Origin of the sequence: Streptomyces sp. NBC_00435 (genome assembly GCF_036014235.1) — a bacterium.
GTDB lineage: Bacteria > Actinomycetota > Actinomycetes > Streptomycetales > Streptomycetaceae > Streptomyces.
Map to the genome: position 1 here is coordinate 673,980 of NZ_CP107924.1, position 13,370 is coordinate 687,349.

Below are 13,370 nucleotides of genomic sequence, written 5' to 3' on the forward strand. Positions count from 1 at the left end.
TCCGCCGTTCGCGTCGCCCCGCACCTGCCCTGCCCGACCCCGACCATGCGGGCGCCGGGCAGGGCGGTCGGCGGACGGACGGCGGCCCGCGGGGGTTGAAGCGCCGGGTGCGGGGCAGGCGGGCCGTCGGCGGGTGCGGGGAACCCCACCACCGACCCGGCACCACCGGCGTCCGCCGCGGTCCCGGACCCCTGACGGTCCGGGACCGCGGTGCGTCCGGACCCGTCAGGGTCCGGGCCTGCCAGGGCTCCGGGCCGCCAGGGCTCCGGGCCCGCCGCGTGTCCGAACCGATCGAGGGAGGGCTCCCGCATGACGTTGCCGGGGGAAGGAAGCAGGACGACGGCCGGGCGCGAATCCGCGTCGTCCGGGCGCGATGTGGTGCTGGCCGTGGGGCTCGTCGGAATCTGCGTGGGCGGCCCGGCCGTCTTCCTCAAGGCCACCGGCGCGGCCGGGGCGGGGGTGCCGGTCGTGCCCGTCCTCACGGCCGTGGTCCTCGTGGTCGGGGTGGCGCTGGCCTGGTGGAGCGTGTCTCCCGTCCGGCACCGCTCCACCGCCCGCCCGGCCGGCGCCCCGGCACCGTACCCGCGCGAGGTGACCGCGATGGTGGACGCGCCCGCCGTACGGGAGGTACCGGACGTCGACGCCGGTGCGCTGGACCACGCCGCGGTCGACGCCGACGGCTTCGAGCACACGATAGCCGCGCTGTGCGCCCGCGACGGCTGCACGCCCGTCGAAGTGGTCGGCGGTGCGGGCGACTTGGGCGCCGACGTGATCGCCACGACCCCGGACGGACTCCGAGTCGTCGTCCAGTGCAAGCACTACGCCGACACCAACCGCGTCGGCTCGCAGGACCTGCAGCGATTCGGCGGCACCTGCTTCGCCGTCCACCACGCCGACGTGGCGATCCTCGTCACCACGAGCTCCTGCACCGCCCCCGCCCTCGAGTACGCCGCCGGCCGCGGCATCATCTGCGTCGACGGCGAAGCCCTGGCCGCCTGGACCGATTCGACCTCGCCCCCGCCCTGGGAAACGGCCAGCCGCCTGCCCCCGGCTCCTTGACGCCCACGTGAACGTTCACGACCTTCGTGCCGCGTGCGCGGGCCGCCGCCAGCCGCCCGGATCGCCACCGCAGTCTCCCGAAAAGGGAGTCGGAGCACGAGGAAGCAGCACCTGCGGGTCCTTCCCGATGACGGTCGTCGCGACGTTCGGGGTCGCCCGCATCGTGGAGTCCGATCTGCTCACCGTCGAACCCGGTGTGATCGAGGCGGCACGCTCCATGGGAGCGGGCCCGCTGCGGATCCTGCTCACCGTCCTCGTACCCGAGGCACTCGGCGCTAGGGCCTCGGCCCAACTGCTGGGCAACGCGGTGTCCCGCAAGGCGCTCCGCCAAATCAAGGTGCGGAAACCCCTGTCTGACTCCGGCTCCGGATGGCAGGCTCTACTCCTCGAAGCGTAGTCCTGGGGGGGGATCGCACGTGATGGAGCCGGGTACGGGCATGGGCCTGCGGGGCCGCAGCGGCATCCTGTCGCTGGTCGACTCCTGCCTGAAGGAGAACCCGGCGGCCGAGCGGCCCGTGACCGTGCTCCTGGGCCCGGCCGGCAGCGGAGCCAGCGAGGCCCACAGCGCGCTCATGGAGCGCTTCGGGCCCGACTACCCGTTCGCCTTCGTCAACTTCGGCGGGGCCCAGTCCCTGCTGCCGCGCTACGCCCTCGGCCTCCTGGCCCGCCAGCTGGAGCGCAAGCTGCCCCGTTACGCCCGCTCCCGTTTCCCGCTGCTGAGTCTCGGCCTGCTCGCCTCCGACCAGGAGCTGCGCATGCGCAGCCTCGCCGAGGGACGGCGCGCCGTGCAGCAGCAGCTCGACCGGTTCCAGGAGGAGAACGAGGCCCGGCACGGCGACTACCTGGCCGCATTCTTCGAGGTGGGCATGGGCGCGGTCGGCATGCCCGAAGGCGCATCCACCGCCGCCCTGGCCCTCTTCCAGGACGCCCTGCGGCGCGGCCGCCGCACCATGCCCGGTGTGCTCGGCGGCATACTGGGCGGCCGGCTCACGGCCGGGGCCCACTGGTACGGACGCCACCCCATGATCCGCAACGCGGATCCCATGGAGGCGCTCGTGGAGCTGAACCTCTGGCGTCACGAAGGCGACGAGAACGAACAGGAACGGCTCGACCTCGTCCTCTTCTCGGCTTTCCTGGAGGACCTCAGACGCAACACCGCGCGCAGCTTCATGCCCCGCTCCTACCTGCTGCTCCTGGACAACTCCCACACCGACTACGGCCGCCGCTTCCTCGACCTGCTGTTGCGCTCCCGGCACGACCAGACGGTCGTGGCCGGCCACGCCAGCGACCCGCTGACCGTCGTCGCCAGCTCCAACCGCTGGCTGCCCCGCTGGGGTCCGGCCACCGGGGACTCCTGGCCCTGGCAGCTGCGCGGACCTGACCGGGCCTCCCTTGCCGATTGGAACGCCCACCGGCCGCCCCGCGACAGCGAGGACAGCTGGTGGTACCCGTTACGCCTGCGCGACCTCAACCTGGACGAGGTACGGATCCGGATAGAGCTGCAGCTCGGCGGGAACAGCGACCTGGCCCCGCTGACCCGCCTCACCCCCTTCGTGCACCGGCTCACCGGAGGGCTGCCGCGCGGAGTCCACCAGGTGCTCGACGTACTGCGCCAGGCCGGGCCGCCCCCGGATCCGGGATCCCTGCAGGACCGCTGGCTGCGCACCCTGCCCGACCGGCCGCTGCGCACCGGGGAGGACTCCGCCACCCTCGCCGACACCGCCCTCGGCCATCTCCTGCGCGACTTCGACGGGACCCGGCGCGCGGCGCTCGCCGAGTGCGCCGCCGCCCGGGACTTCTCCGTCGCCACGCGGCTGCTCAGCTCCGACGACTCCCTGTTCGGGGACGTCCGGGCCCGCTGGCTGCTGACCGGGCCCGTCGCCGTCGTCCCCGTACTCCACCCGTGGCTGCGCCGGCTGCTCCTGTGGCGGCTGGCCGCGCGCCCCGACGGCTGGGACGCCGCGCACGAACTCCTCGCGGAGTACTACCGCGAGGAGGGCAAGCCGGTGCAGGAGATGTACCACCAGCTCGCCCTCGGACGGACCGAGGAGGTCACCGCCCACCTGACCCGGCGCTTCGCCGCCGTACCGGCCGCCCAGTGGATCTCCGAGTTCGACGCGATCACCGCCGCCCCGAACCGTCTCCCCACCGACAGCGGACCGCTGGAGCTGCTCGCCGGGCTAGCCCCGCGCCGGCCCGGGCGCGTGATGGACACCGAGACGGTGATCCACACCCTGGTGACCACCCGCTGGGTGTGGAGCGATCCGCTCGCGGACCCCGCCATGCGCCTGGGCGACCTGATCGCCGACGGCTACACCCAGCTGTCCCAACTGCGGAGGAACGACATCGTGGTCCTGTTCAACGAGGCTGAACGGTACCGTCATTGGCACGATCCCCAGACCGTCGGCTGGGAGGGCTGAGCGCATGCCCAGACTCGAATGGCCCCTGCACGTCGTACGCCGTGTCGCGCTCGCCACCGCGGCGGCCGTCGCCCTGGTCGCCGCGCTCTGGCTGGGTGTGGGCTGGCTGCAGGAACGCCAGGCCCGGTGCGCCGACGGGGTCGTCGAACAGGGGTCGGACGACGAGTGCGTCGGAGTGAGCGACGGCTCCTACGTCTTCGCCCCGCACCTCGACGCCGTCAGCGGGAAGATCGAGGAGGAGAACCGCCGGGTCCTCGCCAACGCGGACAAGGAACCGTACGTCAGCGTCGCCTACTTCACCTCGTTCACCAGCAGCTCCGAGGACAGCAACTCCGCCGAGGGCGTCCGGCACGAACTCCAGGGCGCCTACCTCGCCCAGTACCGGCACAACCAGGGCGACCTCGCCGGCACCCCCAAGATCCGTCTGCTGATGGCGAACCCGGGCAGCAGGTCCACGCAGTGGAAGCACACCGTCGACGAACTGATCGCCCGCAAGGACTCCCCGGACCGGCTCGTCGCGGTGGCCGGTCTCGGCCCCAGCACCGACGAGAACCTCGCGGCCATCAAGCGCCTCTCCGAGAACGGGATCGCCATGGTCGGTGCCACGCTGACCGCCACGGACATCCAGGGCATCAACGGCTTCGTCCGGATCGCCCCCACCAACGAGGACGAGGCGTACGCGGGCGCCGGGTATCTCAAACGGCGCGGTGTCAGCACCGCCGTCGTCATCCAGGACGTGGCGGCGGGAGACCTGTACGCCGCCACCCTCGGCACCGCCTTCACCAAGGCGTTCCAGGAGGGCGACAAGCACCGGCTCGTCGCCGAGAGCATGACGTACGACTCCTCCGTGAGCAGTGCCTGGCAGAACGAACTGCACTACATGTCCGGCCAGTTGTGCCAGCAGCGCCCTCAAGTCGTCTACTTCGCCGGCCGCGGTCTGCACCTCACGCATTTCCTCGACTCCCTCGCCAACCGCAGCTGCACCGACCAGCGGTTCACCGTGTTCACCGGGGACGACACGACCAACCTGAGCGCGGAGGAGCTCGCCCGCGCCGCCGGGACGGGTATCGAGGTGCTCTACACCGGCCTCGCCCACCCCGACATGTACCGCTCCGCGCCACAAGCGGTGTCAGCGCCCTCCGCGAAGAACTTCCAGCCGGGCGGGCTGCTGGACCAGTGGTTCCCGCACGACTCCCGTGAGGACGGCGGGGCTCTGATGGGCCACGACGCGGTACTCGCCGCGGCCCACGGCATCCAGATGGCCGCCCGCTGGCAGGGTCAGGTCGTCGGTGACGCGGTGGCCCGGATGTTCCACCAGATGGACGGCACCCAGCAGGTGGCCGGGGCCAGCGGGTTCATCTCCTTCCAGAACAACGGCAATCCGCGCAACAAGGCCGTGCCGATCCTGCGCCTCAACGCCAAGGGCCAGGTGGAGTTCGTCGAGGTGTCCGCCGCGGAAGGCAAACCCCCGCAGGGACAATGACGCGGCTCAGAAGGCCGAGTTGGCGAACCAGTGTCCGAGCAGGGCCTGGTCGCCGAGCCGCTGGAAGGACTCGCTCCGGTGGTCCAGGCGGCCGTAGAGGAGCAGCAGCAGGTCGGCGGCCGTTCCGCTGACCGCGGCGTCCGCGGCGTGAGTCCCTGCGGGGTCGGCCACAAGTGCGAAGCCGTCGGCGCGCAGGCCGACCAGCCAGTCGCTGTCGCTGTCGCTGTCGCTGTCGCCGTCCGTGCAGCTGAAGCGAATGGTCCGGCCGGGGGCACGCAGCTGGGCGGTCAGCGGAGCGAAGGAGGAGGCGAACGGCAGGTTCGTCAGGAACTCGTCGATGCCGTCGACCGCCAGTGCGCGTTCGACGTGCGGTACGAGCCCGAGTGCGAGCTGGGCGTCGACCCGGTGGACGAGGGTCTCGAAGAGCATGCGCCGGACCCAGAACCGGGCGTGCTGGTCGGCTCCCCAGGCCCACATCGGGGCGTCCAGGTCGGTGGCGGCGAACACCTCGGCCGCCTCCCCCGCGCTCACGGCCAGCCAGTCGGGCAGGCCGTCCGGGTGCTCCGGCAGGCGCAGGTCCACCGCACGACTGGCCGGCGGTTGCTGGATGCGCCGGCGGAGCAGCTCGGTGAACCAGCGGTGCACACTGCCGACGTGCCGCGTCAGGTCCCCGAGGGTCCAGTCGGGGCAGGTCGGCACGGGGGTGGCCAGGTCGACCGCCGTGACCGTGGCGACGAATACGGCGGCCTCGGCCGCGACGGCCGCTCCGTGCTCGGCGGGGTTCATGTCCGGGCCCTTCTTCCGATGGTGCCGCCCAGACGGCCAGGACACCGAGAGAACGGGTAATACTTAAGGATGTAGATAGTTCATACCTTCAAGCAATCCGAAGCTAGTTCTCGGGTGTCGCGGATGTCAACTTCCGGCCCGCGGCGCCTCGACGCGCAGGTCGCTCTTCGGGGCCGACCGATCGCCTGCCGGGCGCCATGGACTGCCGACCAGATCCGGAGTCCCGTGTCCCGTATTTCCTGGGGGATCGACCACTGAAGGAGCACGGCGCTCCGGTGTGACGTTCAGTGGGGCCGGGGCGATCCCCCGGCCCCACACGCCCTCGGCTACTGAGGCAGCTCGGGGAACATCACGCCTCGCGACTGGAAATCGGACTCATCGGCGCGCGGGCGCGAAGGTGAGGTCAGTCATTCGCACCGGCCGCACACGAATCCGCGCCGCAGAGCGGGCCGAGGCCTCACGAGTACCGGCACCGGCGCCCACCGGCCGCGGTGCGCCCGGTGGGGCGGCGGACCGTACGGCGACTGCCAGGCCGGCCGCGCGGTCCGGCCCGAGCCGCGCACACCGCGGCGCCGTGGCGCCGGGGCCCGGAGCAACTCGGCCACCAGGACCGGGTCGTAGTCGTGCGGCAGGTTCAGGAGCTCGGGCCGCGCGGAACGCGCGTACAGCCGTTCCAGGACAATGAGCCAGTTTTCAGACATGGGGATACACCGGTTCCAGTGAGAAGACCGCAGCGAAAAGGAGCGCGGCGCACAGGTGCGACGCGCGACGGATCAGCGCTCGGGAGATCTCACTTGGTGTACAACGGCACGTCCTTGACGGGGTGACTGCGGGCGGGAGCACGCTAACGGCCCACGGGGGCACCGCTCCACCGATTTTCGGGCGGGTGGCGTCGCCTCGGGTCAGGCCTCTGCGTGCGCAGGTGCCCGAAGCGTTCGTCCCAGGCCCCGGACTCCAGGTCGCGGCGGAGCCTCTCGTCGAAGCGTTCACTCCACCGGCGGACACTGAACGGCGTCATCGCCCCCTCGAACTCACCGTCGGGGCCCAAGCTGCGGTTCTGCGTGATGCGTGCTCCGGTCCGGATCAACGGCTGGTGAAATACAAGAGCCCGGCCAGCAAACGAGGCTGGCCGGGCTTTCGTACAGGGACGCCGCTGATACCCCGGCGTCCGCTATGAGGCGGGAAGGCTTAGGCGGGGGTGATGTTCTCCGCCTGGGGGCCCTTCTGGCCCTGGGTGACGTCGAAGTTCACCTTCTGGCCTTCCTGGAGCTCACGGAAGCCCTGGGCGGCGATGTTCGAGTAGTGGGCGAAGACGTCCGGGCCTCCACCGTCCTGCTCGATGAAGCCGAAGCCCTTTTCCGAGTTGAACCACTTCACGGTTCCGGTGGCCATGTGTCCTCCAAGGGACTAGAAACCGGTCCCGCACCATGCGGGATCCGGAGGTGATCGCCCTGGTCCTCAGAGACGCTGGAACAGCAAAATCGCCCGTGAAAGTTGCACTCACGGGCGACCGGTACTTCGGAACCATGACAGCTGCCGCTGACGCTACACGGACCGTGCTCCTCGCACCACAAGAACACTGTGCGGGGAAGGACGAGCCGCGGCCCGCTCCCGGAGGACGAGGCCGGCGCAGCCGCCCGAAAGGGGCTCTGCGCCAGGACTCGACCCGTCGTGCGCACGACTGGATTCACGTACGAGAGCCCGCCGCCCGAAGTGGCCGGCCTTCGTGGAATCCACCCACGCACCGGCTTGACCGGCGAACCTGCGGCAACGTAGCTTCAACGCACCGACCCATGAGCTACTGGAAGGAGGCGACGTCGGATGTCCACCATCTCCGGAACGCTTCGCCTCGCTCACCAGATCGCCTGGGCTCCGGGTCGTGTCGCACACGGCTGCTGAAGCAGCCCCTTCCCGGCGTGCCCGATCGTGGCCCCGGAAACCTCTCCACCTCCTCCACCACCTCCGTCATCACTTATGGCACCTCGCTGCGTGCCGTTTTGTCGCGCTCCGAGTTATTGAGCTGCGACGACTGGAAGAGAAAGCTCCTGCACATGGCGACTAGGACAGTCCGATCGACCGCGCCCCGAAACGGGGGCCTGCCGTGGTAGCGGCCCGGATCACGGTCAACGGGAAAGAAACACCGATCGCACCGGCCGCAGCCCACACCACGGTGCTGGATTTCCTGCGCGACCGCGGCCTCACCGGCACCAAGGAGGGCTGCGCCGAGGGTGAATGCGGCGCGTGCTCGGTCCTCGTGGCCCGGCCCGGGGTGAACAAGCCCACCGACTGGGTGGCGGTCAACGCCTGCCTGGTTCCGGTCGCGGCCCTCGACGGCCAGGAGGTCGTCACCTCCGAGGGTCTCGCCACCGTCGGCGAAGGCGGCTCGCCCACCGTGCTGCACCCCGTACAGGAGGAGATGGCCGTCCGCGGCGGCTCCCAGTGCGGTTACTGCACACCGGGGTTCATCTGCAGCATGGCCTCCGAGTACTACCGGCCCGACCGCTGCGCCCACCCGGCCGGCGGCACCGGCACCGATTCCCAGACCCACTCCGGCTCCGACTCCGACTCCGAGCACGGTCCGAACGGATTCGACCTGCACGCGCTGAGCGGAAACCTGTGCCGCTGCACCGGCTACCGCCCGATCCGTGACGCCGCGTTCGCCGTCGGCACGCCCGCCGAGGACGACGTACTGGCGCTGCGCCGCAAGCAGGCCCCGCCCGAGGCCGCCGCCACCGAGTACGCCCAGGACGGCGCCGCGTTCCTGCGGCCGGGCACCCTGGCCGAAGCGGTACGACTGCTGCGCGAGCGGCCCGAGGCCGCCGTGGTCGCCGGAAGCACCGACTGGGGCGTGGAAGTGAACATCCGTTCCCGGCGGGCACATTGCGTGGTCGCGGTTGACCGGCTCCCTGAACTCCGGGAACTGCGCATCGAATCCGGCCTCATCGAGATCGGTGCGGCGCAGACGCTCACCGAGATCGAACGCCGCCTGGACGGCAGCGTCCCGCTCCTGGCGGAGCTGTTTCCGCAGTTCGCGTCGCGGCTCATCCGCAACAGTGCGACCCTCGGCGGCAACCTGGGTACCGGCTCCCCCATCGGCGACAGTCCGCCGGTGCTGCTCGCGCTGGAGGCCTCCCTGCTGCTGGCAGACGCCGACGGTGAGCGCGAGGTCCCCCTGGCCGACTACTTCACCGGCTACCGGCAGAGCGTGCGCCGTCCCGGCGAGCTGATCCGCGCGGTGCGCATCCCGCTGCCGCTGTCGCCGGTAACGGCCTTCCACAAGATCGCCAAGCGTCGTTTCGACGACATCTCCAGCGTGGCGGTCGCCTTCGCGCTCGACATCGAGGACGGGATCGTCCGCAAGGCGCGGATCGGTCTGGGCGGCGTGGCCGCCACCCCGGTCCGTGCCCTGTCCACCGAGGCGGCCCTGGAGGGCGAGGCCTGGACGGCGCGGACCGTCGAGGCCGCGGCCCGGATCCTGCGGGCCGAGGGCACGCCGATGGACGATCACCGCGCCAGCGCCGGCTACCGCTCCGCGATGCTCGGCCAGAGCCTGCTCAAGCTGTACGCGCAAACCACCGAGGCGGTGTCGTCATGAGCCAGTTGTCCGAGCGTCCCGAAAAGCCCGTCGTCGGGGTGTCGATGCCGCACGAGAGTGCCAGCCTTCACGTCACCGGCGCGGCGCTCTACACCGACGACCTGGTCCACCGCACCAAGGACGTGCTGCACGCCTACCCCGTCCAGGTCATGAAGGCCCACGGCAGGATCACGGCACTGCGCACCGGGCCCGCGCTCCGCGTACCCGGTGTGGTCCGCGTACTGACGGGCGCCGACGTGCCCGGCGTCAACGACGCCGGGATGAAGCACGACGAACCGCTGTTCCCCGACGCGGTCATGTTCCACGGCCACGCGGTCGCCTGGGTGCTGGCCGAAACCCTGGAGGCGGCCCGGCTCGGTGCGGCGGCCGTCGAGGTGGACCTCGACGAAGAGCCCTCCGTGATCACGCTGCGCGAGGCGATCGCGGCCGGGAGCTTCCACGGCGCCCGGCCCCTGATGCTGGCCGGCGACGTCGACGCCGGTTTCGGTGACTCGGCGCACGTATTCACCGGTGAGTTCCAGTTCTCCGATCAGGAGCACTTCTATCTCGAGACGCACGCGGCGCTCGCCCTCGTCGACGAGAACGGGCAGATGTTCGTCCAGAGCAGCACCCAGCACCCCTCGGAGACGCAGGAGATCGTCGCGCACGTTCTCGGCCTGCACAGCCACGAGGTGACCGTGCAGTGCCTGCGGATGGGCGGCGGTTTCGGCGGCAAGGAGATGCAGCCGCACGGGTTCGCGGCCGTCGCCGCGCTCGGCGCCATGCTCACCGGCCGTCCGGTCCGGGTTCGGCTCAACCGGACCCAGGACCTGACCATGTCCGGCAAGCGCCACGGGTTCCACGCCTCGTGGAAGATCGGCTTCGACCACGAGGGCCGCATCCAGGCCCTCGACGCCACCTTGACCGCCGACGGCGGCTGGAGCCTGGACCTGTCCGAGCCCGTGGTGGCCCGCGCCCTGTGCCACATCGACAACACCTACTGGATCCCCAACGCGCGCATCGCCGGCCGCATCGCCAGGACCAACAAGGTCTCCAACACCGCCTTCCGCGGGTTCGGCGGACCGCAGGGCATGCTGGTGATCGAGGACATCATGGGCCGGTGCGCGCCGCTGCTCGGCCTGGATCCGATGGAGCTGCGCGAACGCAACTTCTACCGGCAGGGCCAGTCCACCCCGTACGGGCAGCCGGTCCCCCACCCCGAACGGATCTCCGTCGTCTGGCAGCAGGTCCGGGAGGACGCCGCCGTCGTCGAGCGGGGGCGCGAGATCGCGGCCTTCAACGCCTCGCACCCGAACACCAAGCGGGCGCTCGCGATCACCGGCATCAAGTTCGGGATCTCCTTCAACCTCACCGCCTTCAACCAGGCCGGCGCGCTGGTGCTGGTCTACAAGGACGGCTCCGTCCTGATCAACCACGGCGGCACCGAGATGGGGCAGGGCCTGCACACCAAGATGCTGCAGGTGGCCGCGACCACGCTCGGCATTCCGCTGCACAAGGTACGGCTGGCCCCGACGCGTACCGACAAGGTGCCCAACACCTCCGCGACCGCCGCCAGTGCCGGGGCGGACCTCAACGGCGCGGCGGTCAAGAACGCCTGCGAGCAGATCCGCGAGCGGCTGCTCCAGGTGGCCGCGACCCAGCTGGGTACGAACGCCTCGGACGTGCGGATCGTCGAGGGCGTGGCGCGCGCGCTCGGCAACGACAAGGAGCTGGCCTGGGACGACCTGGTGCGCACCGCGTACTTCCAGCGCGTCCAGCTGTCGGCGGCCGGTTTCTACCGGACCGAGGGCCTGCACTGGGACGCGAAGGCTTTCCACGGCTCGCCGTTCAAGTACTTCTCCTACGGTGCCGCCGCGACCGAGGTGGAGGTGGACGGCTTCACCGGCGCGTACCGCATCCGGCGGGTGGACATCGTCCACGATGTCGGCGACAGCCTCTCCCCGATGATCGACATCGGTCAGGTCGAGGGTGGTTTCGTGCAGGGCGCGGGCTGGCTGACGCTCGAGGACATGCGCTGGGACGCCGGTGACGGGCCGAACCGCGGCCGCCTGCTGACCCAGGCGGCCAGCACGTACAAGCTGCCGAGCTTCTCCGAGATGCCCGAGGAGTTCAACGTCAAGCTGCTGGAGAACGCCACCGAGGAGGGCGCGGTCTACGGGTCCAAGGCGGTCGGTGAGCCCCCGCTGATGCTGGCCTTCTCGGTGCGGGAGGCCCTGCGGCAGGCGGCCGCGGCGTTCGGGCCCGCCGGGATCAGCGTGGAACTGGCCTCGCCGGCCACACCCGAGGCGGTGTACTGGGCTATCGAGGCAGTCCGCGGGGGCGGCGCGCGGAACGACGGGCGGGCGCCCGACGGCAGCGGGGTCCCCGCCGACGCAAGCGCCTTGAGCAATGCCTGACATGAGCTGGGTCGCCGCGGTCGCGCGGTTGCGGGCACGCCGGGAACCCGGCGTACTCGTGACCGTCGCGACCGTGCGCGGCCACGCGCCTCGCCGGGCCGGTGCCAAACTCGTCGTGGGACGGACCGAGACCTGGGGTTCGATCGGCGGCGGCAACATCGAGGCCGTCGCCATCGACCGGGCGCGCGAGCTGACCGGCGCGGTCGATCCGGAGCCGGAGCTGATGGAGTTCGCCCTGAACGACAAGGTCACCGGCCGGCACGGCGTGCAGTGCTGCGGCGGAGCCGTCACCGTGCTGCTCGAACCGCTGCCGGTGGTGCAGGCGGTGGCCGTCTTCGGCGTCGGGCACGTCGGACTGGAACTGGCGCGCATCCTGGCCCGCCACGACCTCGACCTGCACCTCGTCGACACCCGCCCCGACATGCTCTCCGGTGAACGGCTCGGCGTGCTCTCGGATGCGGTGGCGCAGGTCCACGTCCACCACACCCCGCTGCTTCCCGAGGCGGTCCTGGCGGAGCTGCCGCCCGGCACCCACGTCCTGATCATGACCCACGATCACGCCGAGGACGCCGCGCTGTGCGACGCCGCCCTGCGTACGGAGGGTCTCGGCTCGATCGGGCTGATCGGTTCGTCCGCCAAATGGGCCCGGTTCCGCCAGCGGCTCGCCACCGAGGGCGGGCACGAGGCCGCGGCCATCGACCAGGTCAAGACACCGATCGGAATGACCGGGATCAGCGGCAAGGAGCCCGCCACGATCGCCCTGAGCGTCGCGGCGGACCTGCTCCGGACCTTCGAACGCGACAGCCTGCCGGCGGTGGCGACCGCCGGTGCCGCGGTTGCGTACGCTCCGCTCGTCAGCACTGCGTAGGTCGCGCGGCGCGGCGAGGCCCTCGGCCGGAGCCTGCGGGAGCCGCTCGGCCCGCTTCCGGCTTCCGCGGCGGGCGAGCCGTACCGCGCGGCCGATCCCCGCCTCCTGGAAGGGTGTCAGTCGCTGGCACGGGGGCAGTCGAAGAGGTATGTCCGGACTCCATGCGCGTCCCGCCCTCCTCCGTTCCGCCCTGGAAACCGCCGCGTCCGCACATGCGGCGAAGCACGGACGCCGCGGAGGATTCGTCAGAAGGCTGCGGCGCAGGATCCTCGCGTACCGGGACATCGAGTTCCTGTCCGCCGACATCCCCGACATCCCCGGCATCGCCGAGGACGCCGGTGCCGGCGCCGGGCCCCGGGAGGAGTGCCTGCTCCTCGTCCACATTCGCAAGGTCGTCGGCCAGGTCCGCTACCGGGCCTGCGCCGGCTGCGGCCGCGGGGTCATCACCGGCGTCGACATCACCGAGCCCTTCCGCTCCAGCGGGCTCGACATCCGCGCCCTGTCCCACCTGCGCTCCCGCCACCCCGGCATCACCTGGCGCAGCACCCTGACCCGGCGCACCACCCGGGGCCTCCTGCTCCGCATGCGCGTCCCCGCGGCCACCGCTGACACCGGATGCGCACACACCAGTGCCCCACCGGCCAAGGCCGCAGGGGCAGCCGCCGGGGGCGGAGACGCCCCCGGCCGCTACCGCCCGGACGGACGTCGCTGAGGTACCGCGTGGCTTCGGCCGCGAGGCCCAGGAGGGGGAGCAGCCCTGGCG

Annotated in this window: 10 protein-coding genes; 8 read left to right on the top strand and 2 right to left on the bottom strand. The window is 71.4% G+C overall.

The window, feature by feature from the left end; all coding sequences use genetic code 11:
- The first annotated feature begins 309 nt into the window (after positions 1 to 309).
- The 4 genes from OG389_RS02995 (at position 310) to OG389_RS03010 (ending at position 4,962) form a co-directional block, all read left to right on the top strand.
- Positions 310 to 1,059: a restriction endonuclease gene (locus OG389_RS02995; protein WP_328296879.1), complete on the top strand. Its 750-nt coding sequence runs from the start codon at positions 310 to 312 to the stop codon at positions 1,057 to 1,059.
- A 127-nt stretch (positions 1,060 to 1,186) separates the two neighbouring features.
- Positions 1,187 to 1,456 carry a hypothetical protein gene (locus tag OG389_RS03000; RefSeq protein WP_328296880.1) on the top strand — a complete coding sequence of 90 codons (270 nt, stop codon included), beginning with the start codon at positions 1,187 to 1,189 and terminating at the stop codon, positions 1,454 to 1,456.
- Positions 1,457 to 1,478: 22 nt separating this feature from the next.
- A complete protein-coding gene (locus OG389_RS03005) occupies positions 1,479 to 3,479 on the top strand; it encodes a hypothetical protein (RefSeq protein ID WP_328296881.1) in 2,001 nt (666 codons plus the stop codon).
- A 4-nt stretch (positions 3,480 to 3,483) separates the two neighbouring features.
- On the top strand, positions 3,484 to 4,962 hold the full coding sequence (locus OG389_RS03010; RefSeq protein ID WP_328296882.1) for a branched-chain amino acid ABC transporter substrate-binding protein: 1,479 nt from the start codon (positions 3,484 to 3,486) through the stop codon (positions 4,960 to 4,962).
- Positions 4,963 to 4,968: 6 nt separating this feature from the next.
- On the opposite strand, the gene OG389_RS03015 is transcribed toward OG389_RS03010, so the two are convergent.
- Both OG389_RS03015 and OG389_RS03020 read right to left on the bottom strand, forming a co-directional pair.
- On the bottom strand, positions 4,969 to 5,748 hold the full coding sequence (locus OG389_RS03015; protein ID WP_328296883.1) for a maleylpyruvate isomerase family mycothiol-dependent enzyme: 780 nt from the start codon (positions 5,746 to 5,748) through the stop codon (positions 4,969 to 4,971).
- 1,188 nt (positions 5,749 to 6,936) lie between these two features.
- A complete protein-coding gene (locus OG389_RS03020; RefSeq protein ID WP_079664111.1) occupies positions 6,937 to 7,140 on the bottom strand; it encodes a cold-shock protein in 204 nt (67 codons plus the stop codon).
- A gap of 709 nt (positions 7,141 to 7,849) precedes the next feature.
- Between OG389_RS03020 and OG389_RS03025 the strand changes: the two genes are divergently transcribed.
- The 4 genes from OG389_RS03025 to OG389_RS03040 all read left to right on the top strand — a co-directional run bounded on the left by OG389_RS03025 (position 7,850) and on the right by OG389_RS03040 (position 13,319).
- Complete coding sequence (locus OG389_RS03025) at positions 7,850 to 9,343, top strand: xanthine dehydrogenase small subunit (RefSeq protein WP_328296884.1); 1,494 nt, start codon at positions 7,850 to 7,852, stop codon at positions 9,341 to 9,343.
- Positions 9,340 to 11,739, top strand: coding sequence for a xanthine dehydrogenase molybdopterin binding subunit (xdhB, locus tag OG389_RS03030; protein ID WP_328296885.1), 2,400 nt, complete (start codon positions 9,340 to 9,342; stop codon positions 11,737 to 11,739). Before OG389_RS03025 ends, xdhB begins: the two co-directional genes overlap by 4 nt.
- Before the next feature lies 1 nt (position 11,740).
- Entirely contained in the window at positions 11,741 to 12,607 is an 867-nt protein-coding gene (gene xdhC / locus OG389_RS03035; protein WP_328296886.1) for a xanthine dehydrogenase accessory protein XdhC, read from the top strand.
- A gap of 148 nt (positions 12,608 to 12,755) precedes the next feature.
- A complete protein-coding gene (locus tag OG389_RS03040) occupies positions 12,756 to 13,319 on the top strand; it encodes a hypothetical protein (protein ID WP_328296887.1) in 564 nt (187 codons plus the stop codon).
- Positions 13,320 to 13,370: the final 51 nt, after the last annotated feature.